A 22,773-nucleotide genomic window follows, 5' to 3' on the forward strand; every position below is an offset into this window, starting at 1 on the left:
ATAGCCGGCAGACATAAGCCCCGTCTTTTCCGATCACAAGCGCGGGTCGCGCGCCCGGTCCCCGGTGGGCGGGGCGATCAGCGTTATCTCGCCATCGGCCTCGAGTTGGCGCAGGGCGGCGGTGATCCGGGCCTGTGCGGCCTCTACCTCTTCGGCGGGGGGGGACGAAACGCGTTCGCAGACTGCGTCGCGCAACTGGTCGGCAAGCCTTTGGGACATGTTGGCAAGGATGAACTCGACCGTTTGAGCGTCGGTTTCCCCGGCCCCCGCGATGGCGGCAACCAGTGCGTCCTGGTCCACGCTGCGGATCAGGGCGGCAACGTCGCGCGGCGACAGACGCATGGGAATATCGGAAAAAGTAAAGACCGCGCGCCGGACTTTTCGGGCAAGCTCTGCATCGGTTTCGGCCAAGCTCTCAAGGACCGAATCGCGCGTGCTTGCCGGGGCGATGTCCAGGATCGACCCCATCCGTGTTTCGGCCGGGGTGTCAAAGGCGCGCAAAGGTGCGGCTGCCTGCCGGGCCAACAGCGCCGCGCCGATCCTGTCAACTGCCGCAGGCGCGACATTGCCAGTGCGCGATACGGCCAGTGCGATCTGGCGGGCTTGCCGGGCGGGCATCGCGCCGAGCACCGCCGCCGCCCGTTCGCGCGGGAGTCTGGACAGGGCCACCGCAGCGATTTCGGGGCTTTCGCCGGATAACAGGCCGGCAAGTTCGGGGGCCTCCGCCCGCGCGAGGTCTGACCAGGGATCCGGGTGGGCCCCCGTCTTGCGGCGTGCGTCGATGCGCGCGGCGGCCTCCGGGCTGAGATGCTTGCCGATCAGATCCATCGCGCCATCCAGCCCACCCGGAAAGGTCAGGCCGACCTGGTCTAGTTCGGCCAGAAACTCCTGCACCACCTCGCGCAGCGTTGCACCGTCTACGTGATGCATCGTGGCGATGTCGTCGGTCAGCGCCGCCTGCAACGCGGGAGGCAGCCTGTCGATCGGCAGGGCGATGCCATCGCCCAGAAGAAGGCGCACGATAATCGCGGCCTTGCGCCGCCGGGTCAGCCTGTAGGCAGGGACGAGCCCGCCACCGGGCATATCTGGAGAACAGGGCAGGGTCACGCGGGCCTCCGGTCTGACGGGGACAATTTGCGGCCCTTCGGTAAACAGGCGGTTAGCACGGTGCATTCGACAAAAAAACGGCGCGGAACACCTCCGCGCCGTCGAAGGGTGCAGTCCGAAAAGGCACCCTAGCTGGTGGCCTGATTCACGCAAGCGCCCGATGCCGCGTCCAGAACCTGGCCTTCGGGGCATTGACTGGCGTTCATCTTCTTTTCCCAGCCGCATTCGGCCAGTGCGAAAGTCGGCGCGAGCGCCAGCACCGACGCGGCCATGATGGTCTTGATGGTCATGCTGCTTCTCCCTTGTGACGTGTGACACAAGGTAGCACAGGCCGGACGATTTCCAAATCCCTGCCGCAGCGGCGGCGCTGGATCAGGCCGGTTCGCCGAAAACCCGAGCAAAAATCGTATCGACATGCTTCGTGTGATAGCCAAGGTCGAATTTCTCTTCGATCTCGGCCGGGCTGAGCGCGGCGACGACTTCGGCATCTGCCAGAAGTTCCTGTTTGAAATCGCGCCCTTCTTCCCAGACTTTCATGGCGTTGCGCTGTACCAGGCGATAGGCATCTTCGCGTGATATGCCAGCCTGGGTCAGGGCCAGAAGAACCCTCTGCGACATAACCAAGCCTTTGAACTTGTTCATGTTGTTCAACATGTTCTCTGGGTAGATCACCAGCTTGTCGATCACGCCGGCCAAACGGTTCAGCGCAAAATCCAGTGTTACGGTCGCATCGGGCGCGATTCCGCGTTCGACCGAACTGTGCGAGATGTCGCGTTCGTGCCAGAGGGCGACATTTTCCATCGCCGGGATCACCGTCATACGCACCAGCCGCGCCAGCCCGGTCAGGTTCTCGGTCAGCACTGGGTTGCGCTTGTGCGGCATCGCGCTCGATCCCTTCTGGCCGGCTGAAAAGAACTCTTCGGCCTCCAGGACCTCGGTGCGCTGCATGTGCCGAATCTCGATCGCGATATTTTCCATGCTGCTGGCGATCACGCCGAGCGTGGCAAAGAACATCGCGTGGCGGTCGCGCGGGATGACCTGGGTGGAAATGGGTTCGGGCGTGAGGCCCATCATCTTGCAGACATGTTCCTCGACGCCCGGATCGATATTGGCAAAGGTGCCGACGGCCCCGGAAATCGCGCCGGTAGCGATTTCCGCCCGCGCGGCCAGAAGGCGGGCCTTGCCGCGCGCCATCTCGGCATAAAATCGAGCGAAAGTCAGGCCCATCGTGGTGGGTTCGGCATGGATACCGTGGCTGCGCCCGATCCTCACGGTTTCCTTGTGCTCATAGGCGCGACGTTTGAGGGCCGCCAGAACCTTGTCCATATCTTCAAGCAAGATATCGGCAGCGCGCGTCAGTTGGATATTCAGACAGGTGTCCAGCACGTCGGAAGAGGTCATGCCCTGGTGTACGAAACGGGCCTCGTCGCTGCCGACATGTTCGGCCAGGTGAGTGAGGAAGGCGATCACGTCATGCTTGGTGACCGCTTCGATCTCATCGATGCGGGCGACGTCGAACTGCACGTTGCGGGCTTTCCAAACCGCTGCTGCGTTTTCTTTCGGGATCACCCCCAACTCTGCCATCGCGTCGCAGGCATGGGCCTCGATCTCGTACCAGATGCGGAACTTGGTGGCAGGCTCCCAGATGGCGGTCATCTCGGGGCGGGCATAGCGGGGGATCATGGGCGTTCGCCTTCGCTTGGACTGTTGTTGCCGCGTCTGATAACGCTTGGGGCAGGGCGCGGCAAGCGATGGGGGCAATGTGCCGGGACTTGAGGACTTCGCAGGACGCTGGGCCATCGAGCGACGGATCGAGGATGCCCGTGCGGCACAGATTGTGCGTTTTACCGGGCAGGCGGTACTGCGACCCGCCGCGATGGGCGGGCTGGACTACGTGGAAAGCGGCGTGCTTGCCATGCCAGGGCAGAGGCCAATCACGGCCAGGCGCCGTTACCTGTGGCGACAGGCGCGTGAGGCCGTGGAAATCTTCTTTGACGATGGCAGGTTCTTCCACAGCATCAATCCGGGACCAAGGCCCAGGGCGCGCCACGTTTGTCCTCCCGATACCTATGAGGTTGGGTATGACTTTACGTCCTGGCCGGCCTGGTGCGTGGTCTGGCAGGTCAAGGGACCGCGCAAGGACTATCGCCTGAGATCGGCCTTCACCCCGCTCGGGGCTTGCACGGGGCGCGAGGGTGGGGCAGAAGATGCGGGACGAATGCAACAGGAGTGATGGACAATGGCCCAGGCCCTGACCGACAAGGTTCTTGCCGAAAACCTGCTGGCTGGCAACGGCGCGGCGCTGCGTGTGAAACAGGTATTGCTTGTGATCCTCGGCATTGCCGCGCTTGCGGTGGCCGCCAAGATACGGGTGCCGATGTGGCCCTCGCCGGTCCCGGTGACCATGACCACCTTCGCGGTGCTGACGATCGGCGCAGCCTATGGCCCGCGATTGGGGCTTGCGACGATCCTGGGCTACATGACGATCGGTGCGCTGGGCTTCGATGTGTTCGCTTCCTCCTCGGCCGAACTGAACGGCATGAACTACATGCTTGGCGGTACGGGTGGGTATTTGCTGGGTTACGTTCTGGCGGCGCTTGTGCTTGGTATCGCCGCGCGGCGTGGTCTGGACCGTTCGGTTCTGGGTATGGGCGCGGCGCTGCTGCTTGGCAACGCGCTGATCTACGTGCCGGGTCTGCTCTGGTTGAACCAGTTCACTGCGGGCTGGACACAAACACTGGATTGGGGTCTGATCCCCTACCTTGTTGGCGACTTGGTTAAGCTGGGACTTGCAGCCCTTCTGATCCCCGCGGCCTGGAAGCTCGTAGGGCGCGCCCGCGGCTGATTTTTTCACGGGCAATCCGTAGCAACAGCACAGGGGCGTGGCCTGCCGGGGCGCGCTCCTTTCTCGTTTCTTCACTTTGGAAAGAGTCTGAACGGGTATTTTGACCAAGAAGAAGCAAGGCGTACCCTCGGCCTTCTTCGTGGTCAAAATACCCCCCGCCGGAGGCGTCGGCTCGCATCCGGGCGCGGCGTATGGGCGGATTTCCGGGTGCTCTCCGGCGTAGTGCCGTTTCAATTGGGCGCACTGTCTGATCCCTGCTTTCCGGCGGGCTTTGATTTGCTCGTACGCACGAGCCGGCATGATTGTTGTCGGTCTCGAAAGGGACAAGGAACGCAACCTTTGCCGCAGGAAATGAAAAGAGGCGCCCCTAGGGGCGCCTTCCTGTTTTGTTTCTGGCGTTCCAGCCGCTGCGTCAGCAGCTGTAATACATCTTGTATTCCACCGGGTGCGGGCAATGTTCGAAGGCATAGACCTCTTCCCATTTCAGCGCGAGGTAGCCCTCGATCTGGCTCTTGGTGAACACGTCGCCGGCCAGCAGGAAGTCGTGATCGGCCTCCAGTGCCTGAAGGGCCTCGCGAAGCGAGCCGCAGACGGTCGGGATGCCTTCCAGTTCCTCGGGGGGAAGGTCGTAGAGGTTCTTGTCCATCGCCTCGCCCGGATCGATCTTGTTCCTGATCCCGTCGAGACCGGCCATCAGAAGCGCGGCGAAGCACAGGTAGGGGTTTGCCGAGGGGTCGGGGAAGCGAGCCTCGACGCGCTTGGCCTTCGGGCTTTCGGTCCACGGGATCCGCACGCAGCCCGAGCGGTTGCGGGCCGAGTAGGCGCGCAGGACCGGGGCCTCGAAGCCGGGGATCAGGCGTTTGTAGGAGTTTGTGGAGGGGTTGGTGAAGGCGTTCAGCGTTTTGGCATGCTTGAGCAGGCCACCGATGAAATAGAGAGCCTCCTGGCTGAGGTCGGCATACTTGTCGCCGGCGAAGAGCGGCTTGCCGTCCTTCCAGATCGACATGTTGACATGCATGCCCGAGCCGTTGTCGCCCTGCATCGGTTTCGGCATGAAGGTGGCTGAGCGGCCATAGGCAAGCGCCACGTTGTGGATGACGTATTTGTACTTTTGCAGGTTGTCGCCCTGCTTGGTCAGGCTGTCGAAGATCATGCCCAGTTCGTGCTGGCTGGTGGCCACCTCGTGATGATGCTTGTCGACATTCATGCCGATACGCTTCATCGTCGAGAGCATTTCGGACCGGATGTCCTGGCCGTCATCGGAGGGGTTCACCGGGAAATAGCCCCCCTTGAAATCGGGACGGTGACCCAGGTTGCCCATCTCGAACTCGGCATCGGTGTTCCAGGCTGCGCCGTCGGCGTCGACCTCGAAGGAGACCTTGTTGGGGGTGACCGCGTAACGCACATCATCGAACAGGAAGAATTCGGCCTCGGGGCCGAAATAGGCAACGTCGCCGATGCCCGATGATTTCAGGTAGGCCTCGGCCTTTTCGGCTGTACCGCGCGGGTCGCGATCATAGGGTTCGCCGGTGTCCGGTTCGACGATCGAGCAGTGCACGCACATCGTCTTTTCCGCGTAGAACGGATCGATATAGGCGCTTTCGGTGTCGGGCATGAGTTTCATGTCCGAGGCTTCGATCGACTTCCAGCCGGCGATTGACGAGCCATCGAACATGAAACCCTCGTCGAGGAAATCCTCGTCGACGAGATGGGCCATGATGGTCACGTGCTGAAGCTTGCCGCGCGGGTCGGTGAAGCGGATGTCGACATATTCGACATCTTCGTCCTTGATGGTCTTGAGAAACTTGTCCTTGCTCATCTGACCTTGATCCCTCTTTTTAGGTATGGTCGCTTGCCGGCCGCGCTGCGGCCGGAATTTCGTGAAATCCTAGAGTGCGTCCTCGCCGGTCTCGCCGGTGCGGATGCGGATCGCCTGTTCGACGGGCGAGACGAAAATCTTGCCGTCGCCGATCTTGTCGGTCTTGGCGGCGTTGACGATGGCCTCGATCGCGGCCTCGACCTGGTCTTCGGGCAGGACGACCTCGATCTTTACCTTGGGCAGGAAATCCACAACGTACTCGGCGCCGCGGTAAAGCTCGGTATGGCCTTTCTGGCGCCCGAAGCCCTTGACCTCTATCACGCTGAGGCCTTGAACCCCGGCGTCCTGCAAAGCTTCCTTCACCTCGTCGAGCTTGAAGGGCTTGATGATCGCCTCGATCTTTTTCACGGCACGCGACTCCTTCTTCGTGCGGTTCGATGCCCGACAGATCACTTTCCCTGCGCGCAGACAATTGGCTAGGATGAGAGGGCGGGGGGTGCCCTCGTGAATCCGCGTCTAATGCCTAAAATTTAATCGTTACGCCCGTGAGAGCGGCGCTTTGTGAACTCTGGAGGGGCGGTACATGATCCGGGCTTTTGTTTCTGCACAAATCCGCGCCACCGGGGGTGCGGTGCACCAGTGCATCTGGCGCAGTGTGGCGCTGTCGGTTCGGTGCGTCCTTCGTGCCGCCGGGACGAGGCGCGAGGGCCGCCGCGATGTGGGGTGAGCCGCGGCGGATCTCGGGTGGGCCTGCGCTGCGCGAGCGGCTGGCCAAGCGGGTAGACGCCCATAAATACGCCCATGGGCATGCCCTTGTCTTGGCCGGGGGCCTGGGGCGGACGGGGGCGGCACGGCTGGCGGCGCGTGGCGCGTTGCGGGTCGGCGCGGGGCTGGTGACGGTGGCTGCGCCGCCCGAGGCAATGGCGGAATGTGCTGCGCAATTAACCTCCGTCATGCTGCGCCAGGTCGAGGGCGGCGAGGGGCTTGTCGACGTGTTGAAAGATCGGCGGGTGACGGCGCTTTGCCTCGGGCCGGGGCTGGGTTGCGATGCCACGACGCGCGACCTGGCCGCACGGGCGCTGGCGACGGGGCGAGCCGCGGTTCTGGATGCCGATGCGTTGGGCGCCTTCGAAGAGGACGTTGAGGGTTTGTTTTCAAGGTTGCACCCGCGCGTGGTCTTGACGCCCCATGGCGGGGAGTTCGCACGCCTTTTCCCTGACCTCGTCGCCGATGGCGCGACAGCACCGGACCTGCCGCTTGCCCTGCGTGTCGGGCTGGTGCGCGCGGCGGCCAGGAGGGCGGGGGCGGTGGTGGCTTTGAAGGGGCCAGAGACGTTCATCGCCGCGCCTGACGGTCGATGCATGGTGCACGATGCGGCGCTTGCCCGCCGCGCGCCGTGGCTGGCGACCGCCGGGGCAGGCGACGTGCTGGCCGGAATGATCGCGGGGCTGATGGCGCGTGGGTTCGATCCGATAGACGCATCGGCTGACGCCGTCTGGCTTCACGTTGAGGCCGCGCGCCATGTCGGGCCGGGGTTGATCGCCGAAGACCTGCCAGAGGCCCTGCCGGCGGTGTTCCGCGCGCTTGGGCTGTGAACTGTATGTTGCTGGCACGCGTCGGGAGGGCGTGCGACCCGATGGGATCACACGGGTTCCCGGACCCGTGTCCGTGTCACGCGATCAGGGCAAGGGGGCGATGGTGATCTGTTTGCCGTCGGCATAGATCACCTCGGACCTGTCAAAGCCGAGGTGGTAGCCAGCGGTGCCCTGCGCGTCGTCGCGCCGGATGTCGCGCAGAATGCGGGCGCCGGCACGGGTAATGATCCGATCGCCAACCGAAAGGAATTCGACGGGCAGCGCGCCATCGAGGGTCAGGACGATAGTGCCCTCGCAAAGCGCTTGGTCCGGTGGCCGGACGGCACCACGACGTAAACGCGCCCCGGTCGGCGCAATAGAGAGGTCCAGCATGATCTTGCTCGTTTTTTGCCTGCACTTGTTTTTTATCGCGAACAATATGGCAAAATTGCGTTAACGACGAGCGATTTCTGTAGTGTGTTTTTTCCTCGCATCGTTCTTGACCCTTTGCTAAGAGGATGCGGCTATCGCCGACTGGTCGCTAGAACGGGAAGGGCGGCGTGGCCTTGCGGGTGTGGCGGAACTGGTAGACGCACCAGATTTAGGTTCTGGCGCCGTAAGGCGTGGGGGTTCGAGTCCCTTCACCCGCACCATTATTCGAGTTCAGATCTCGTGTCATGACCTAGACCCGTTGCCATTACGATGTCGCCGGTTGGACCCGTTCCAAACGCTTGGTGTCTGGGCCTCTTGGCGGGGCGGACACGGTGCGCGAGAACGCATTTTCCCGTCGCGGCCCGTTCGATTGGTCGTTAGGTAGATGGAATGGAACACCCCTTCGAGATATTCCTCACCGTTCCGCCCGGGATGGAGCAAGTATTGGCGGACGAGGCACAGGTCCTGGGCTTTGCCTCGCCGGTGATCGCGCCGGGTGGGGTCGCTGTCCGGGGCGATTGGCCAGATGTCTGGCGCGCAAATCTCGAATTGCGCGGCGCCGGCCGGGTGTTGGCCCGGATCGGGGCCTTCCGGGCGTTTCACCTGGCCCAGCTCGACAAGCGCGCGCGACGTTTTCCCTGGGCCGAGGCTCTGCGAACGGATCAGCCTGTCAGGGTCGAGGCAAGCTGTAGTGGGTCAAGGATCTATCACGCAGGCGCGGCCGCGCAGCGTATCGCGCGGGCCATTTCCGAGGAACTGGGCGCGCCCCCGGCGGGGGATACGGCACAGGATGCGATCCGTGTCATGGCGCGCATCGAGGATGATCTTTGCACCCTCAGCGTCGATACTTCCGGCGATCTGCTGCACAAGCGCGGGTTCAAGGAAGCGGTCGTAAAGGCGCCGATGCGCGAGACGCTGGCCGCGCTGTTTCTGCGGCAATGCGGGTATCGCGGGGATGAACCGGTTGTCGACCCGATGTGCGGATCGGGTACTTTCGTTCTGGAGGCCGCCGAAATCGCCGCCGGTCTCGCGCCGGGCCGTGCACGCGGTTTCGCGTTCGAACGTCTGGCCAGTTTCGATGCTGTCGCGTGGGAAATGCTGCGTGCTGCCCGGCGCGACCGCCAACGCACGCCCGACGCGCGTTTCTACGGCTTTGATCGGGACCGCACCGCCATTGCCGCAAGTCGGGCCAATGCCGAGAGGGCGGGCATCGACGATCTGACCGCGTTTGCAGAACAACCCGTGAGCGCGCTTGTCCCGCCAGTGGGGCCGCCAGGCCTTGTGATCGTCAACCCGCCCTATGGGGGGCGGATTGGCAACAAGAAACTTCTTTACGCGCTTTACGGCACATTGGGCGCGGTTCTGCGCAGCCGCTTTGTGGGCTGGCGCGTCGGAATCGTGACCAGCGAGGCCGGTCTTGCGCGGGCGACGGGCCTGACCTTTGCCGAGATCGGGCCGCCCATTGACCATGGCGGGATCAAGGTGCGCCTGTTTCGCACGGGGCTGTTGCCGCAGAACTGAGATGGGGGCGGTGGTTATTGCCGGGACGGTCGCACGTCCCTGCCGGTGTCGGTCGGGTCCGGCCGGGCTGGGTGCCGCTCCGTTTTCTGTGGCTGCTTCTGTCATTCGACGGACGCATTCGCTTGCATTCAAGCGGATTCGACGGGTATAGGCGGGGGCTGAGACGGTTTGCAGAGAAAACTGGGGATGCGGGCGCCGAAGCGCGACGATTTCTTTTCAATAAATCAAACGGTTGCCCCGGCTCTACCCGCAATAGCGATGGATGAAAAGGACAAGATAAGATGCAGGTCACCGAGACCCTGAATGACGGCCTGAAGCGCGGCTATACCATCACCGTGACCGCGGGCGAGCTGGATGAGAAGGTCAACGAAAAGCTTGCCGAGGCCCAGCCTCAGGTTGAACTCAAGGGCTTCCGCAAGGGCAAAGTGCCGATGGCCCTTCTGAAAAAGCAGTTTGGCCAGCGCCTTATGGGTGAGGCCATGCAAGAAGCCATCGATGGCGCGATGGGCGAGCATTTCGAAAAGACCGGCGACCGGCCCGCGATGCAGCCCGATGTCCGCATGGTGGGGGAAGACTGGAAAGAGGGTGACGATGTCGTGGTCGAGATGACCTACGAGGCGCTGCCCGAGATCCCCGAGCCCGACCTCAAGGCGATCAAACTTGAAAAGCTGATCGTCAAGGCGGCAGACGCTGATATCGACGAGGCGCTGGGCAAGTTGGCCGAAAGCGTGCAGAATTTCGAAAGCCGCCGCAAGGGGTCCAAGGCCAAGGAAGGCGACCAGGTCGTCATCGACTTCGTCGGCAAGCTTGACGGCGAGCCCTTCGAAGGCGGCGCGGCCGAGGATTACCCGCTGGTGCTGGGCTCGGAAAGCTTTATCCCCGGTTTCGAGGACCAACTGGTCGGTGTGAAGGCCGGCGAGGAAAAGACCGTCGAGGTTACCTTCCCCGAGGAATACGGCGCCGAAAACCTCAAGGGCAAGGCCGCGACCTTCGATGTGACGGTAAAGGACATCAAGGAACCGAAACCGGCCGAAATCGATGACGAGCTGGCCAAGCAGTTCGGCGCAGAGGACCTGGCCGCGCTGAAGGCGCAGGTGGCCGAGCGGCTGGAGGCCGAGTTCGGCGGTGCAGCGCGCGCGGTGATGAAGCGCGCATTGCTGGACGCGCTGGATGAAGCGGTCAAGTTCGACCTGCCGCCGAGCCTTGTCGAGGCCGAGGCAAAGCAGATCGCGCATCAGCTTTGGCACGAAGAGCACCCCGAGGTGCATGGCCATGATCACGGCGCGATCGAGCCGACCGAAGAGCACAACACGCTGGCCGAACGCCGGGTTCGGCTAGGCCTGTTGCTTGCCGAGATCGGGCGCAAGGCCGAGATCGAGATCACGGATGCCGAGATGACTCGGGCGGTAATGGCGCAGGCACGTCAATATCCCGGCCAAGAGCAGCAATTCCTCGATTTCATCCGTCAGAACCAGGCGATGCTTCAGCAATTGCGAGCACCGATTTTCGAGGACAAGGTGGTCGATCATATCTTTGATCTTGCCGAACTCACCGACAAGGAAGTCACCAAGGACGACCTGCAAAAGGCCGTCGATGAACTCGAAGACGACGCATAATCGCTGCGCGGGTTCACGTGATGCGGACGGCAGCCTTGGGGCTGCCGTTTTGCGTTTCGGCTATCGCGCCGCGGCGGCAAAAGGAGAACGGCAATGATGTTGGAAGAAGGATTTTACGAGGTTCCCGCAGGCCATGTGGCCGCGGTCGTCACCTATCTGGAGATGCACGCGCCCGTTCCAGAACAGCCCGCGCCCGTCTCCGAGGGGCTGAGCCTTGTTCGGATCGAAGAGCCGGACCCTGATTGGTACCGAGCATTGTTCGCCCGTGTCGGAGCCGGCGAATGGCTGTGGTTTTCTCGTCTGTTGCTGGAAGACGACGCGCTGGCCGATATTCTGGAAAACCCGGATGTCGAGATTTATGTCCTGCGGCGCGACGGGCTGGATATCGGGTTGCTCGAATTGGATTTTCGAACCTCTGGGGCTTGTGAGCTGGCATTTTTCGGGCTGGTCGGCTCGGCGGTCGGCACCGGCGCGGGCCGTTACCTTATGAATGCCGCTCTTCGGCGGGCCTGGGAGGCGCCGATCACTCTGTTGCATGTGCATACTTGCACGATGGATAGCCCGCGAGCCCTACCGTTCTACCTGCGCAGCGGCTTTGTGCCGGTCCGTAGGGAGGTGCAGATCGCACAGGACCCACGTCTAAGCGGTGTGATCGATCCGGCCGCCGCGCCGCAGGTTCCGATTTTGAAATGAAAATCGCGCGGGGGATGTTCTACCCCGCGCGGTGTCGTTGTTTTTGTACGGCCCGCCGGGGCCGATTGTCGTCAGGCGTCGCGCCGGGCCCTGTCCTCTGCGACTTCGACCAGGTTGTCGTCGTCGTCTGAGGCAGCAGAGCCGATATCGTCGAACAGTTCCGAGATTTCGAACTCAGCGGCGGCCTCTTCCTCGGCTGCCAGTTCCTGGATCGACTTGCCCGAGGCTTGCAACTGGGCCTCTTCGGCAGAGCGGGCGACGTTGATCTGCACGGTCGCGGCGACCTCGGGATGCAGGTGGACGCTCACGTCATGCAGGCCCAGCTCCTTGATCGGGCCGTTCAGCACCACCTGCTTGCGATCAACCGAGAACCCGTCGGCAGTTGCCGCGTCTGCGATGTCGCGCGGTGTGACCGAGCCATAGAGCGCGCCACTGTCCGAAGCCGAACGAATCACGATAAACTGCTGACCGTCGAGCTTTTCGGCCAGCGCCTCGGCCTCTTTCTTCGTCTCGAGGTTGCGCGCCTCGAGCTGCGCCTTCTCGGCCTCGAAACGGGCGATATTAGCCTCATTGGCGCGCAGCGCCTTGCCCTGCGGCAGCAGGAAGTTGCGGGCGTAGCCGTCCTTGACGGAAACCACTTCGCCCATCTGGCCCAGCTTGGCCACGCGTTCCAGAAGGATCACTTGCATTGAATCGACCCCTTATTTCACGGCGTAGGGCAGCAGGGCGAGGAAGCGGGCGCGCTTGATTGCGCGGGCCAGCTCACGCTGCTTCTTGGCGGATACGGCAGTGATGCGCGAGGGCACGATCTTGCCGCGCTCGGAAATATAGCGCTGAAGAAGCCGAGTGTCCTTGTAATCGATCTTGGGCGCGTTCTCACCCGAGAAGGGGCAGACCTTGCGGCGGCGGAAAAACGGTTTTGCGGCCATGGGTTGGACTCCTTTACTCAGGGGATCAGCGACGTTCGCGGCGGTCGCCGCGGTCACGCTCGTCACGCTTTTGCATCTGGACGGAGGGACCTTCCTCGTGGGCGTCGACCTTGATGGTCAGAACGCGCATCACGTCCTCGTGCAACCGCATCAGGCGTTCCATTTCCTGGACGGCCGGCGCGGGAGCGTCGGTGCGCAGGTAGGCGTAATGGCCCTTGCGGTTCTTGTTGATCTTGTAGGCCATCGTCTTGACGCCCCAGTATTCGCTGTCGACGACCTTGCCGCCGTTGTCAGCCAGTACCGTGGAGAAATGTTCGACAAGGCCCTCGGCCTGCGCGTTGGAAAGGTCCTGGCGCGCGATGAAGACATGCTCGTAAAGCGGCATGTGAACTCCAGTTCTGTTTGCGGGTGCATTTCATAGGGCGGGGTCTTTACATGACTTCCGCATCCCGTCCACGAGAGGCTGCACCGGGTCGTTGCACGGCGGAAGATCGGCGCCTTATACAGTGCGCGCAAGCAAATGCAAGCCCGCGCCGCGGGGGGCGGCATTTGACCAGATCGGGGTGGGTCTCTTAGGCGCTGGCCTCGGCGGGGGCAGCGGGCTAGGGTGGCGTGACCAACTGCCCAGGCCCCAGGATGCCAAGCCTTTTTTCGCGTAAACCCATAACCAAGCTGGCCTTTCGTCCGCCCGCCCCCGAGCCGGGACGGGATGGTGTGGCGCTTGTGCTGATCGTGCGCAACGAGGAACGCCATATCGCAGAATGGGCGTCTTTTCACCGGGCGGCCGGTGCGACGCATGTCTTTGTCTACGATAATGGCTGCACCGATACGACCTTGCCTTGCCTGCGTGAGGTGCTGGGCGATTGCCTGACGGTGTTGCCATGGAACCAGAGACTCGCCGATGCCAGCACGGGGCGCGAGATTCACAACCAGGTGCTGGCCTATGCCCACGCAATGCGCAATTTCGGCGGGGCGTTCCGCTGGATGGCCTGTATCGACGCCGATGAGTTCCTGGTGCCAAAGCGGACCGAAAGTATTGGCGCTGCGCTTTCGCACCTGGGCGATATACCGAGCGTGACGCTGCCTTGGCACAATTTCGGCCGCAACGCGCACCGGGTGCCGCCCGAGGGAGGTGTGATCGCCAATTACACCCGCCGCGCCGCCGACCCGATGAGCGGGGCCAGAGGGGTGACCAATTTCAAGACAGTGGTCGATGCGACCCGCGTTAGCGCAGTGAGGGTGCACAGCGTCGATATCGACGGCAAGGCCGTGACCTGGAACGACCGGGGAGAGAGGTCGGATCTCAAGGGCCGGAGCGCGCGCCGATTTTATTCCGCCGAACATCTGCAATTGAACCATTACTACACGCGTTCGGAGGCCGAGCTGGCCGCAAAGATCGCGCGGGGGTCCAATCAACGCGTCGCGGCCGAGCGCCATGCCGCACGGGTTCGGCGCAACGTGGCCAATATCGAGGCGGCCGAGATCGAGGATCGTGCGGCGATCGACTTTCTTGCCCGCTTGGAAACTACCGATTCTGCCCGCTTGTAGAGCGTGGTTGGAGCGGCTAGACCACCCGGAACGGTCGCGACGAGAGGGACAATATGCTTGCATTCGTGTTTCCGGGGCAGGGGGCGCAGACCATCGGCATGGGCCGTGCGCTTGCCGAGGTCTATCCGCAGGCCCGCGAGGTCTTCGAAGAGGTGGACGAGGCGCTGGGCGAGAAGCTGTCGGCGCTGATCTGGGAGGGCGATCAGGATACGCTGACGTTGACCCGTAACGCCCAACCCGCGCTGATGGCGACCTCGATCGCGGCGATGGCCGCGCTGGGGGCCGAGGGGGTGACGGTGCATGCGGCCTCTTTCGTCGCGGGGCATTCGCTGGGTGAGTATTCGGCCTTGTGCGCCGCCGGTGCGATCAGCCTGGCAGATACGGCGCGGCTGTTGCGTATCCGTGGCGAGGCAATGCAGGCGGCGGTGCCCGTGGGTGTTGGCGCCATGGCGGCGATCCTGGGGCTGGATTACGCCGCGGTGGATGCCATTGCGCAGCAGGCGGCCGGCGATGAGGTGGTGCAAGCCGCCAATGACAACGATCCTGGTCAGGTGGTAATCTCTGGGCATGTCGCGGCGGTGGAGCGCGCGGTCGAACTGGCCAAGGCGCAGGGCGCCAAGCGGGCGGTGATGCTGCCGGTTTCCGCGCCGTTCCACTGCGCATTGATGGCCCCGGCCGCTGTAGCGATGGCTGAGGCGCTGGACGGTGTGGTCATCGAGGCACCGCAGGTTCCGGTGGTGGCCAATGTGCGCGCCGAGGCGATCAGCGATCCCGATGCGATCCGCGCCTTGCTGGTCGAGCAGGTCACCGGATCGGTCCGCTGGCGCGGCTCTGTGACGTGGATGGCGGGGCAGGGCGTGGCCGAGACCTGGGAAATCGGCGCGGGCAAGGCCCTGTCAGGCATGGTGCGTCGGATCGAGAGGTCGCTGGCCACGCGCCAGGTAGGCACCCCCGAAGAGGTGACAGCCGCCGTGGACAGCATGAACTGAGGAGGGAACGATGTTCGATCTGACTGGAAAATGTGCGCTGGTGACCGGCGCATCGGGCGGCATCGGAGGCGAGATCGCGCGGGCGCTGCATGCGCGGGGGGCGACGGTGGGCCTGTCGGGGACGCGCGAGGCGCCGCTCTCTGCGCTGGCCGGGGAATTGGGGGAACGGACCCATGTGCTGTCTTGCGACTTGTCCGACCCCGCTGCGGTGGACGCGTTGCCCAAGGTGGCAGCCGATGCGATGGGAAGCCTGGATATCCTCGTGAACAATGCGGGCATCACGCGCGATACGCTGTTCATGCGTCTGAAAGACGAGGATTGGCAGGCAGTTCTTGACGTGAACCTGACCGCGGCGATGCGGCTGTGCCGGGGCGCAATGCGGCCCATGATGAAGGCACGCTGGGGCCGGATCGTCAATATCACCTCGGTGGTCGGCACGACCGGCAATCCTGGGCAGGCGAACTATTGCGCGGCCAAGGCCGGGCTGGTGGGCATGTCAAAGTCGCTGGCCCAGGAGGTCGCGGCACGCGGCATCACCGTGAACTGTGTCGCGCCTGGTTTCATCGAAACCGCGATGACCGACAAGCTGACCGATGAACAAAAGACCGGGATCCTGGGCGCGGTGCCGATGGGCAAGATGGGAACGCCCAGCGATATCGCCGCCGCGGTGGTTTACCTGGCCAGCGCCGAGGCCGGCTATGTGACAGGCGCCACGCTGCATGTGAATGGCGGGATGGCAATGGTCTGAGGGGGGGCTGGCCTGCGACCGGAAAGCGTTTGCCAAGCGGGGACGATGTGCTATAGGCGGCGCAGTTTCTGCCGGGGGCATCCCGCGCTTGGAATTTCCCCGCGCCCGCGGGAGACAGAGCGGCCCTGCGGGCCAATAGCAAAAGACGGGCACGCTGCCTGAGCAATATGTGAGGAACGGACATGAGCGACATCTCTGATCGCGTTAAGAAGATCGTGGTCGAGCATCTGGGCGTCGAAGAGGACAAGGTGAACGAGAACGCGTCGTTCATCGATGACCTCGGCGCCGATAGCCTGGACACGGTCGAACTGGTCATGGCTTTCGAGGAGGAGTTCGGCATCGAGATCCCTGACGACGCGGCCGAGACGATCCAGACCTTTGGCGACGCGGTGAAGTTCATCCAAGACGCCGCCTGAGGCGAGCAGTTCCCGACCGGACAGGACGGCGCCCCCATCGGGCGCCGTTTTTCGTTTGAGGGCCGGATACGGCTGAATGCATCCCACAGGGGCGGGGCTCTATTGCCCCCGCCCGTCAAACCACTGTATCAGGAGCGCCGGAACGGGCGAGTTATCCAGCGAGGAGCATCAGATGCGTCGAGTGGTGATCACGGGCATGGGGATGGTTTCCCCGCTGGCCTGCGGGGTAGAGCAAACCTGGAAGAGGCTGCTCGACGGGCAATCGGGGATCGGTCCGATCACGCGGTTTGACGCCTCGCGCGTGGCGACGACCTACGCCGCGGAGTTGCCCCTTGGCGATGGCGGCGATGCGACCTTCAACCCCGACGACTGGATGGAGCCCAAGGAGCGGCGCAAGGTTGACGATTTCATCCTCTACGCGATGGCCGCGGCCATGCAGGCGGTGGAGGATTCTGGATGGGTCGCCGAGACCGACGAGCAGAAAGAGCGCACCGGCGTGATGATCGGTTCGGGCATCGGCGGGCTGTCCGCGATTGCCGACACGGCGCTGCTGATCAAGGAAAAGGGACCGCGGCGGGTGTCACCCTTTTTCATCCCCTCGGCGCTGATCAACCTGGCCTCCGGGCAGGTGTCGATCCGGTTTGGGTTCAAGGGGCCGAACCACGCCGTGGTGACGGCCTGTTCGACGGGGGCGCACGCTATCGGCGATGCCTCGCGGCTGATCAAGTATGGCGATGCGGACGTGATGGTCGCGGGCGGCGCCGAAAGCCCACTGTCGGAAATCGGCGTGGCCGGTTTCAACGCGGCGCGGGCGCTGTCGACCAAGCGGGGCGACGATCCGCAATCGGCCTCGCGCCCCTGGGATGCGGATCGCGACGGCTTCGTGATGGGCGAGGGCGCGGGTGTGGTCGTGCTGGAGGAATACGAGCATGCCAAGGCCCGCGGCGCCAAGATCTATGCCGAGGTTCTGGGCTACGGCATGTCGGGAGATGCCTATCACATCACGGCGCCGGCCGAGAATGGCGACGGTGGCTATCGCTCGATGCGGGCGGCGCTGCGCGACGCGGGGCTGACCCCGGCGGATGTTGACTACATCAACGCGCATGGCACCTCGACCATGGCCGACACGATCGAGTTGGGCGCGGTGGAGCGGCTGTTGGGCGACGCGGCGGAAGCGACCACGATGTCGTCGACCAAATCCTCGGTCGGGCATTTGCTGGGGGCTGCGGGCGCAGTCGAGGCGATCTTCTGTGTGCTCGCCCTGCGTGACCAGATCGCGCCGCCGACACTGAACCTGGACACGCCCCCCGAGGGCACGCGCATCGACCTTGCCCCGCACAAGGCGGTCAAGCGCAAGATCGATGTGGCCTTGTCGAATTCGTTCGGTTTCGGGGGCACCAATGCCTCTCTCGTGTTGGGGCGCGGTGAAGTCTGATGTGGCGTTCGCTTGCCTCTAATGCGCTGACGCTGTTTGTGGTGCTCTTGGTACTGGCAGGCGGTGTGGTGATGTGGGGCAAGCGCCAGTATACCACGTCCGGCCCGCTTGAATCCGCGATATGCCTGCGCGTCGAGCCGGGCTCCAACATGACACGACTGTCCGGTGAACTGGCCGCGTCGGGGGCGATTTCCAACCCGACGCTATTTCGGCTGGGTGCTGATTACACTGACAAGGCCCATCTGTTGAAAGCGGGCAGTTTCCTGGTTCAGCCCGGCGCATCGATGGAAGAGATCGTCGATATCGTCACCCGCGGCGGGCGTTCGACCTGCGGGACCGAGTTGAACTTTCGCATCGGTGTGACGCGCGCCGAGGTGATGATACGCGAACTTGACCCCGAGACATCGCGCTATGTCGAGGTCCTGGCATTCGATCCGGCGGATGAGAAAGCCCCGGACGAATACCAGCGCTATCGCGGCCTTGACGATCTGCGCTACCGGATAACCCTGGCCGAGGGCGTGACCAGTTGGCAGGTGATCGAAGAACTGAAATCGGCCGATTTCCTTTCCGGTGAGGTGTCCTTATTGCCCGCCGAGGGCAGCTTGGCCCCCGATAGCTACGAGGTGGCCGAGGGCGATGATCGGGCTGAACTTATTGCCGAGATGCAGGCGCGACAGGCCGATACCCTTGACCGGCTTTGGGCGACGCGGCGGGAGGGCCTTCCGCTTGCCAGCAAGCAAGAGGCACTGACGTTGGCCTCGATCGTCGAGAAGGAAACCGGTATCGCCGAAGAGCGGCCCCTGGTGGCAAGCGTTTTCATAAACCGCTTGCGGCAAGGTATTAGGCTTCAGACCGATCCTACGGTGATCTATGGCCTGACCCAGGGTAAGGCGCCACTGGGCCGGGGCATCCGGCAAAGCGAGCTGCGCCGCCAAACGCCATATAATACTTATGTCATCGATGGGTTGCCGCCGACCCCTATCGCGAATCCGGGCTCGGCCTCGATCGCGGCGGTTCTTGATCCCGCACGAAGCGAGTACCTGTTCTTCGTTGCCGATGGTACCGGCGGGCATGCCTTTGCCGAAACCCTGGCCGAGCATAACCGCAACGTCGCGCGGTGGCGTCAGATCGAGGCGGAGCGAGGCGCGCAATAGGGCAAGGGGTTTGTTAACCTCTTGTTAAGAATAAACTTCTTGACTCTGCGCACGGTCTGGAGTATCCCTTCAGGCAAGCTGGAAGACGTGGGTAAGCGGCCCGGGGGTGTCCCCGAGGCCGCTTTTTCATGTCTTCCGCCGCGGCGGTCAGGCGAGGCAGGCAAATAACGACATGGCATTGATAACGACCTCCACAGGGGGGCACTCGGCGGCGCAGGCGGTGCTTGAAGAGGCGGAAGAGCATTACCGGCGTACGATCCGTGCGCTGCACGATCTCATGGCAGAAATCCAGGCCGGTCAAAGTGGCCGGGCGCGCGAGCTTCGCGGTGCGCTGGGCGATCTTGGCAAGGCGGCTCAGACAGCGTTCGATGAAAGGGTACGAGTTGAAAAGCGTCTCAGAAGCGAATCCGGTATCGTCAACGACTATGCGATCGACCTTGACGGGGCCCGTGCTGAAATCGGGCGCCGACTGGATCGCCTGCGCACCGCGCGCGGATCAGGAGAAGTTCCTGGAAGGGCTGAGTGAAGGTGCGTTGCTGGCGCTGCCCTATCTTTTCGAGTTCTGGGCGTTGCCGCATCAGCTTCCGCCCGAGGGTGAATGGCGGTCTTGGGTGATCATGGGCGGGCGCGGTGCGGGCAAGACGCGTGCAGGGGCTGAATGGGTCCGTGCGCAGGTCGAGGGCGCGCGGCCTATGGATGTCGGGTCTGCCCGTCGTGTCGCACTGGTTGGTGAGACGGTGGACCAGGTCCGCGAGGTCATGGTTTTGGGCGATAGCGGGCTATTGGCCTGTTCGCCCCCTGACAGGCGCCCCAAATGGGAGGCCACGCGAAGACGCCTGGTCTGGCCGAACGGGGCAGTGGCGCAGGTGTTTTCCGCCCACGACCCCGAAAGCCTGCGTGGCCCACAATTCGATGCGGCCTGGTCGGACGAACTGGCCAAGTGGAAAAAGGCCGAGGAGACATGGGATATGCTTCAATTTGGGCTCCGGCTCGGGGCCAATCCCCGGCAGTGCATCACGACGACCCCGCGCAATGTGGGCATTTTACGAACCATCCTTGCCAGTCCATCAACGGTGGTGACCCATGCCCCTACCGAGGCCAACCGGGCAAACTTGGCCGAGAGCTTCCTGGAGGAGGTGCGTGCCCGCTATGCCGGATCGCGCCTGGGGCGGCAGGAACTGGACGGTGTGCTGCTGGACGAAGCGGAAGGAGCGTTGTGGACGCCGAAGGGACTGGATCGTATCCGGATGGAGGCGCCACCCGGTTTTGACCGTATCGTGGTCGCGGTCGATCCGCCGGTGACCGGCCATCGCGGATCGGATGAATGCGGCATCGTGGTGGCCGGGGCAATCACGAGGGGCGCGGCGTCGCAGTGGCGGGCAGTGGTTATCGAAGATGCAAGCGTGACGGGGGCTGCCCCTGCCGTATGGGCAGAGGCGGCGATTGCCGCGATGGAGAGGCACGGAGCGGAACGGTTGGTCGCCGAAGTCAACCAGGGGGGCGACCTGGTGGAAAGTGTGATCCGGCAGATCGACCCCTTGGTGCCGTTTCGCGCTGTTCGCGCGTCGCGAGGTAAGGTCGCGCGCGCCGAACCGGTGGCCGCGCTTTACGAACAGGGTCGTGTTGGGCATCTTCGCGGGCTGGAGACTTTGGAGGAACAGATGTGCCGGATGACCGCGCGTGGTTACGAGGGGCGGGGGAGTCCTGATCGCGTGGATGCGCTGGTATGGGCCATCCATGACCTGATGATCGCGCCGGCGGCGCAGTGGCGGCGTCCCCGCGTGCGCGGGCTGTAGGTCGCGGCACCGGGCCTTTGCGCCCGGCTGACATGAAAAAAGAGCGAAACCCGCCCCGGGGCATCCCGGCGGCGGGTTTTTTCTGGCCTCCCGCCGGGGCGCGCGGGCCAAGACAACCGAGGGAGTTGCTGCATGAATCTCAATATCTTTCGTCGTGCAGACCAAGATGTGCCCGAGGTCAAGGCCTCGGCTACGGGACCGGTGATCGCCTGGGCGGGGGGCGTGCGGGTGGCCTGGACGCCACGCGATGCGGTCTCGTTGACGAAAAGCGGCTTTAGTGGGAACCCGATCGGGTTTCGCGTCGTCAAGCTGATCGCCGAAGCAGCGGCCGCGCTGCCGCTGGTCTGCCAGGATGCCGAGCGGCGTTACGATACCCATCCGGTGCTGGACCTGATCGCGCGGCCCAACACCGCGCAGGGCCGTGCTGAGCTGTTCGAGGCCCTTTATGGTCAGCTTTTGTTGACCGGGAATGCCTATCTTGAGGCGGTCGGAGGAGAGGGTGGACTGCCGTTTGAGTTGCATGTCCTCCGCTCGGACCGGGTGCAACTGGTGCCCGGGCCTGATGGCTGGCCGGTGGCCTATGATTACGCGGTTGGCGGGCGCAAACACCGGTTCGCGATGACAGGCGAGGCGCCGCCGATCTGTCATATCAAGAGCTTTCATCCGCAAGACGATCATTACGGGCTGTCGCCGATGCAGGCGGCGGCGGTGGCGGTGGATGTGCATAACGCTGCGGCGCGATGGTCAAAGGCGTTGTTGGACAACGCGGCCCGACCCTCTGGTGCGATCGTCTATCGCGGCAGTGACGGGCAAGGTGCGCTGTCCGAGGAACAATATTCCCGGTTACAGGACGAGATGATCGCCTATCACCAGGGGGCGGCCAATGCCGGGCGGCCGATGCTGCTGGAGGGCGGGCTGGACTGGAAGCCGATGGGCTTTTCGCCCTCGGACATGGAGTTTCAGAAGACCAAGGAGGCGGCCGCGCGCGAAATCGCGGTGGCCTTCGGGGTGCCGCCGATGCTGTTGGGCATTCCGGGCGATGCGACCTATGCAAATTATCAGGAGGCTAACCGCGCCTTTTATCGGCTGACGGTGCTGCCGCTGGTGTCGAAGGTTACGGCGGCTTTGGCCGGTTTCCTCGGCCGCTTTGCAGGGCGGGACGTGGCTCTTGCCCCGGATCTGGACCATGTGCCGGCGCTGGCCATCGAGCGCGAGGCGCAATGGCGGCGTGTCGCGGCGGCGGCTTTCCTGACCGAGGATGAAAAGCGCGCGCTGCTGGGGCTGCCACCCCGGCCGGAGGGCGCATGAGCGCCGCGGCAGAGCGGACCGGTTCGCGCTTTCTCTATGCGCCTTTCGAGGTGGCGAACGAACGGATCGACGCCAACCAGCGGGTGATGGAGGCGCGCTGGGCGGCGCTGGAATTCCGGCTAGCGCGGATCGAGGAGACGCTGGAGCGACTGGAAAAACGGATGTGGCTGACCGTCTACGGCGTGGTGGCGGTCATCCTGGCAGAGGGCGCGGCATCGGTGCTGGCGCTGACGCCATGACAAGGGGAGATGCGATGATCCAAAACGATTTGGGCGCCGGGCTGGAACGCAAGTTCTGTACGCCTGGTGCGCCCTTGCGCCTGAGCGATGGCGCGGTGATCGCAGGTTATGCCTCGCTGTTCGGCACGCCGGACCAGGGCGGCGATATCGTGGAGCGGGGGGCCTATGGCGCCAGCCTCAAACGGCTGGCTGCCGATGGGCGCCAGGTCAAGCTGTTATGGCAGCACGATCCGGCCCAGCCGATCGGCGTCTGGGACGAGGTGCGCGAAGACGATCGCGGGCTGTTCGTAAAGGGCCGCCTTTTGATCGAGGTCGAACGGGGCCGAGAGGCGGCCGCGCTGATATCGGCTGGTGCGATTGACGGGTTGTCGATCGGCTATCGGACCCGGCGCGCGGGCAAGGATGCAAGCGGGCGCAGGCTCTTGTCGGAACTGGAGCTTTGGGAGGTGTCCGTGGTGACCTTTCCGATGCTTGCAGAGGCGCGCGTCGGGGCCAAGGCCGAAGACGGGGCCGAGGCGCTGTGGCGCGAGATGGCGCAGGCGTTGGACGGCGCCCGCCGCGTGCTGGCGGGCGCATGAGCGCCGGCCGAACCGGATCGATCCCA

25 protein-coding genes, 1 tRNA gene and 1 pseudogene are annotated in these 22,773 nt (G+C 63.8%); 18 read left to right on the top strand and 9 right to left on the bottom strand.

Going from position 1 to position 22,773, the window contains the following annotated elements; genetic code table 11:
* Positions 1-33: 33 nt before the first annotated feature.
* The 3 genes from EV663_RS05385 to purB all read right to left on the bottom strand — a co-directional run bounded on the left by EV663_RS05385 (position 34) and on the right by purB (position 2,790).
* Positions 34-1,107, bottom strand: a complete 1,074-nt coding sequence (locus EV663_RS05385; RefSeq protein WP_165910136.1) for a FliG C-terminal domain-containing protein — start codon at positions 1,105-1,107, stop codon at positions 34-36.
* 128 nt (positions 1,108-1,235) lie between these two features.
* Positions 1,236-1,397, bottom strand: a complete 162-nt coding sequence (locus tag EV663_RS15575) for a hypothetical protein (RefSeq protein ID WP_165910137.1) — start codon at positions 1,395-1,397, stop codon at positions 1,236-1,238.
* 82 nt (positions 1,398-1,479) lie between these two features.
* Positions 1,480-2,790, bottom strand: coding sequence for an adenylosuccinate lyase (gene purB / locus EV663_RS05390; protein ID WP_132950768.1), 1,311 nt, complete (start codon positions 2,788-2,790; stop codon positions 1,480-1,482).
* Between the two features lie 79 nt (positions 2,791-2,869).
* On the opposite strand from purB, the gene EV663_RS05395 reads away from it, so the two are divergent.
* Together EV663_RS05395 and EV663_RS05400 are read left to right on the top strand one after the other, a co-directional pair.
* Positions 2,870-3,340, top strand: a complete 471-nt coding sequence (locus EV663_RS05395) for a DUF6314 family protein (protein ID WP_132950769.1) — start codon at positions 2,870-2,872, stop codon at positions 3,338-3,340.
* Between the two features lie 6 nt (positions 3,341-3,346).
* Positions 3,347-3,952, top strand: a complete 606-nt coding sequence (locus tag EV663_RS05400) for a biotin transporter BioY (RefSeq protein WP_132950770.1) — start codon at positions 3,347-3,349, stop codon at positions 3,950-3,952.
* 412 nt (positions 3,953-4,364) lie between these two features.
* Here the strand turns inward: EV663_RS05400 and glnA are convergent, their stop codons facing one another.
* Both glnA and EV663_RS05410 read right to left on the bottom strand, forming a co-directional pair.
* A complete protein-coding gene (gene glnA, locus EV663_RS05405; RefSeq protein WP_132950771.1) occupies positions 4,365-5,771 on the bottom strand; it encodes a type I glutamate--ammonia ligase in 1,407 nt (468 codons plus the stop codon).
* 69 nt (positions 5,772-5,840) lie between these two features.
* Positions 5,841-6,179, bottom strand: coding sequence for a P-II family nitrogen regulator (locus EV663_RS05410; RefSeq protein WP_132950772.1), 339 nt, complete (start codon positions 6,177-6,179; stop codon positions 5,841-5,843).
* Between the two features lie 359 nt (positions 6,180-6,538).
* Between EV663_RS05410 and EV663_RS05415 the strand changes: the two are divergent.
* Positions 6,539-7,366 (top strand): annotated as a pseudogene (locus EV663_RS05415) (NAD(P)H-hydrate dehydratase); the annotation flags it as partial.
* 84 nt (positions 7,367-7,450) lie between these two features.
* Here the strand turns inward: EV663_RS05415 and EV663_RS05420 are convergent.
* On the bottom strand, positions 7,451-7,738 hold the full coding sequence (locus EV663_RS05420; protein ID WP_132950774.1) for a Hint domain-containing protein: 288 nt from the start codon (positions 7,736-7,738) through the stop codon (positions 7,451-7,453).
* A gap of 175 nt (positions 7,739-7,913) precedes the next feature.
* On the opposite strand from EV663_RS05420, the gene EV663_RS05425 reads away from it, so the two are divergent.
* From EV663_RS05425 to EV663_RS05440, 4 genes are all read left to right on the top strand, one after another.
* Positions 7,914-7,998 (top strand) — tRNA-Leu (locus EV663_RS05425).
* A gap of 169 nt (positions 7,999-8,167) precedes the next feature.
* On the top strand, positions 8,168-9,298 hold the full coding sequence (locus EV663_RS05430) for a THUMP domain-containing class I SAM-dependent RNA methyltransferase (RefSeq protein WP_132950775.1): 1,131 nt from the start codon (positions 8,168-8,170) through the stop codon (positions 9,296-9,298).
* A gap of 281 nt (positions 9,299-9,579) precedes the next feature.
* Complete coding sequence (gene tig, locus EV663_RS05435) at positions 9,580-10,914, top strand: trigger factor (protein ID WP_132950776.1); 1,335 nt, start codon at positions 9,580-9,582, stop codon at positions 10,912-10,914.
* Positions 10,915-11,007: 93 nt separating this feature from the next.
* Positions 11,008-11,607: a GNAT family N-acetyltransferase gene (locus tag EV663_RS05440; protein ID WP_341799031.1), complete on the top strand. Its 600-nt coding sequence runs from the start codon at positions 11,008-11,010 to the stop codon at positions 11,605-11,607.
* A gap of 71 nt (positions 11,608-11,678) precedes the next feature.
* Here EV663_RS05440 and rplI read toward each other — a convergent pair whose 3' ends face one another.
* From rplI to rpsF, 3 genes are read right to left on the bottom strand one after another with little or no spacing between them, the layout of a single operon-like run.
* The gene (rplI, locus tag EV663_RS05445) at positions 11,679-12,296 is read right to left on the bottom strand and encodes a 50S ribosomal protein L9 (protein ID WP_132950777.1); all 618 of its coding nucleotides are present in this window, start codon (positions 12,294-12,296) and stop codon (positions 11,679-11,681) included.
* A gap of 12 nt (positions 12,297-12,308) precedes the next feature.
* Entirely contained in the window at positions 12,309-12,536 is a 228-nt protein-coding gene (gene rpsR, locus EV663_RS05450; RefSeq protein WP_005608650.1) for a 30S ribosomal protein S18, read from the bottom strand.
* A 25-nt stretch (positions 12,537-12,561) separates the two neighbouring features.
* On the bottom strand, positions 12,562-12,921 hold the full coding sequence (gene rpsF / locus EV663_RS05455) for a 30S ribosomal protein S6 (protein WP_132950778.1): 360 nt from the start codon (positions 12,919-12,921) through the stop codon (positions 12,562-12,564).
* A gap of 251 nt (positions 12,922-13,172) precedes the next feature.
* Here rpsF and EV663_RS05460 point away from each other — a divergent pair, with 251 nt between their 5' ends.
* The 11 genes from EV663_RS05460 to EV663_RS05510 all read left to right on the top strand — a co-directional run bounded on the left by EV663_RS05460 (position 13,173) and on the right by EV663_RS05510 (position 22,747).
* On the top strand, positions 13,173-14,084 hold the full coding sequence (locus EV663_RS05460; RefSeq protein WP_132950779.1) for a glycosyltransferase family 92 protein: 912 nt from the start codon (positions 13,173-13,175) through the stop codon (positions 14,082-14,084).
* Positions 14,085-14,137: 53 nt separating this feature from the next.
* Positions 14,138-15,073 (top strand): ACP S-malonyltransferase, encoded by a 936-nt coding sequence (gene fabD, locus EV663_RS05465; RefSeq protein ID WP_132950780.1) that lies wholly within the window; start codon positions 14,138-14,140, stop codon positions 15,071-15,073.
* A gap of 10 nt (positions 15,074-15,083) precedes the next feature.
* A complete protein-coding gene (gene fabG / locus EV663_RS05470) occupies positions 15,084-15,821 on the top strand; it encodes a 3-oxoacyl-[acyl-carrier-protein] reductase (protein ID WP_132950781.1) in 738 nt (245 codons plus the stop codon).
* 182 nt (positions 15,822-16,003) lie between these two features.
* Positions 16,004-16,237, top strand: coding sequence for an acyl carrier protein (locus EV663_RS05475; protein ID WP_132950782.1), 234 nt, complete (start codon positions 16,004-16,006; stop codon positions 16,235-16,237).
* Positions 16,238-16,409: 172 nt separating this feature from the next.
* Positions 16,410-17,672, top strand: coding sequence for a beta-ketoacyl-ACP synthase II (gene fabF / locus EV663_RS05480; protein ID WP_132950783.1), 1,263 nt, complete (start codon positions 16,410-16,412; stop codon positions 17,670-17,672).
* Positions 17,672-18,826, top strand: a complete 1,155-nt coding sequence (gene mltG, locus EV663_RS05485; RefSeq protein ID WP_132950784.1) for an endolytic transglycosylase MltG — start codon at positions 17,672-17,674, stop codon at positions 18,824-18,826. Before fabF ends, mltG begins: the two co-directional genes overlap by 1 nt.
* A 172-nt stretch (positions 18,827-18,998) precedes the next feature.
* The gene (locus tag EV663_RS05490) at positions 18,999-19,352 is read left to right on the top strand and encodes a hypothetical protein (RefSeq protein ID WP_132950785.1); all 354 of its coding nucleotides are present in this window, start codon (positions 18,999-19,001) and stop codon (positions 19,350-19,352) included.
* Positions 19,279-20,622 carry a DNA-packaging protein gene (locus tag EV663_RS05495; protein WP_481883021.1) on the top strand — a complete coding sequence of 448 codons (1,344 nt, stop codon included), beginning with the start codon at positions 19,279-19,281 and terminating at the stop codon, positions 20,620-20,622. The genes EV663_RS05490 and EV663_RS05495 overlap by 74 nt, the downstream gene beginning before the upstream one ends.
* A 132-nt stretch (positions 20,623-20,754) precedes the next feature.
* Entirely contained in the window at positions 20,755-21,930 is a 1,176-nt protein-coding gene (locus EV663_RS05500) for a phage portal protein (RefSeq protein ID WP_132950787.1), read from the top strand.
* Positions 21,927-22,169, top strand: coding sequence for a GTA head formation protein, RCAP_rcc01685 family (locus EV663_RS05505; RefSeq protein WP_132950788.1), 243 nt, complete (start codon positions 21,927-21,929; stop codon positions 22,167-22,169). Before EV663_RS05500 ends, EV663_RS05505 begins: the two co-directional genes overlap by 4 nt.
* Positions 22,170-22,183: 14 nt before the next feature.
* A complete protein-coding gene (locus tag EV663_RS05510) occupies positions 22,184-22,747 on the top strand; it encodes an HK97 family phage prohead protease (protein ID WP_132950789.1) in 564 nt (187 codons plus the stop codon).
* Positions 22,748-22,773 lie beyond the last annotated feature (26 nt).

Source organism: Rhodovulum bhavnagarense (assembly GCF_004343505.1).
In the GTDB taxonomy this organism is placed as follows: domain Bacteria; phylum Pseudomonadota; class Alphaproteobacteria; order Rhodobacterales; family Rhodobacteraceae; genus Rhodovulum; species Rhodovulum bhavnagarense.

Excerpts from the sequence above, each read along its gene's own strand:
- EV663_RS05440 (WP_341799031.1), top strand. The coding sequence starts at position 11,008 with ATGATGTTGGAAGAAGGATTTTACGAGGTTCCCGCAGGCCATGTGGCC.
- mltG (WP_132950784.1), top strand. The coding sequence starts at position 17,672 with ATGTGGCGTTCGCTTGCCTCTAATGCGCTGACGCTGTTTGTGGTGCTC.
- EV663_RS05490 (WP_132950785.1), top strand. The coding sequence starts at position 18,999 with ATGGCATTGATAACGACCTCCACAGGGGGGCACTCGGCGGCGCAGGCG.
- fabD (WP_132950780.1), top strand. The coding sequence starts at position 14,138 with ATGCTTGCATTCGTGTTTCCGGGGCAGGGGGCGCAGACCATCGGCATG.
- fabF (WP_132950783.1), top strand. The coding sequence starts at position 16,410 with ATGCGTCGAGTGGTGATCACGGGCATGGGGATGGTTTCCCCGCTGGCC.
- EV663_RS05505 (WP_132950788.1), top strand. The coding sequence starts at position 21,927 with ATGAGCGCCGCGGCAGAGCGGACCGGTTCGCGCTTTCTCTATGCGCCT.
- glnA (WP_132950771.1), bottom strand. The coding sequence starts at position 5,771 with ATGAGCAAGGACAAGTTTCTCAAGACCATCAAGGACGAAGATGTCGAA.
- rplI (WP_132950777.1), bottom strand. The coding sequence starts at position 12,296 with ATGCAAGTGATCCTTCTGGAACGCGTGGCCAAGCTGGGCCAGATGGGC.
- fabG (WP_132950781.1), top strand. The coding sequence starts at position 15,084 with ATGTTCGATCTGACTGGAAAATGTGCGCTGGTGACCGGCGCATCGGGC.
- EV663_RS05420 (WP_132950774.1), bottom strand. The coding sequence starts at position 7,738 with ATGCTGGACCTCTCTATTGCGCCGACCGGGGCGCGTTTACGTCGTGGT.
- EV663_RS15575 (WP_165910137.1), bottom strand. The coding sequence starts at position 1,397 with ATGACCATCAAGACCATCATGGCCGCGTCGGTGCTGGCGCTCGCGCCG.
- EV663_RS05500 (WP_132950787.1), top strand. The coding sequence starts at position 20,755 with ATGAATCTCAATATCTTTCGTCGTGCAGACCAAGATGTGCCCGAGGTC.
- rpsR (WP_005608650.1), bottom strand. The coding sequence starts at position 12,536 with ATGGCCGCAAAACCGTTTTTCCGCCGCCGCAAGGTCTGCCCCTTCTCG.
- EV663_RS05510 (WP_132950789.1), top strand. The coding sequence starts at position 22,184 with ATGATCCAAAACGATTTGGGCGCCGGGCTGGAACGCAAGTTCTGTACG.
- tig (WP_132950776.1), top strand. The coding sequence starts at position 9,580 with ATGCAGGTCACCGAGACCCTGAATGACGGCCTGAAGCGCGGCTATACC.
- purB (WP_132950768.1), bottom strand. The coding sequence starts at position 2,790 with ATGATCCCCCGCTATGCCCGCCCCGAGATGACCGCCATCTGGGAGCCT.
- EV663_RS05475 (WP_132950782.1), top strand. The coding sequence starts at position 16,004 with ATGAGCGACATCTCTGATCGCGTTAAGAAGATCGTGGTCGAGCATCTG.
- rpsF (WP_132950778.1), bottom strand. The coding sequence starts at position 12,921 with ATGCCGCTTTACGAGCATGTCTTCATCGCGCGCCAGGACCTTTCCAAC.
- EV663_RS05400 (WP_132950770.1), top strand. The coding sequence starts at position 3,347 with ATGGCCCAGGCCCTGACCGACAAGGTTCTTGCCGAAAACCTGCTGGCT.
- EV663_RS05430 (WP_132950775.1), top strand. The coding sequence starts at position 8,168 with ATGGAACACCCCTTCGAGATATTCCTCACCGTTCCGCCCGGGATGGAG.
- EV663_RS05460 (WP_132950779.1), top strand. The coding sequence starts at position 13,173 with ATGCCAAGCCTTTTTTCGCGTAAACCCATAACCAAGCTGGCCTTTCGT.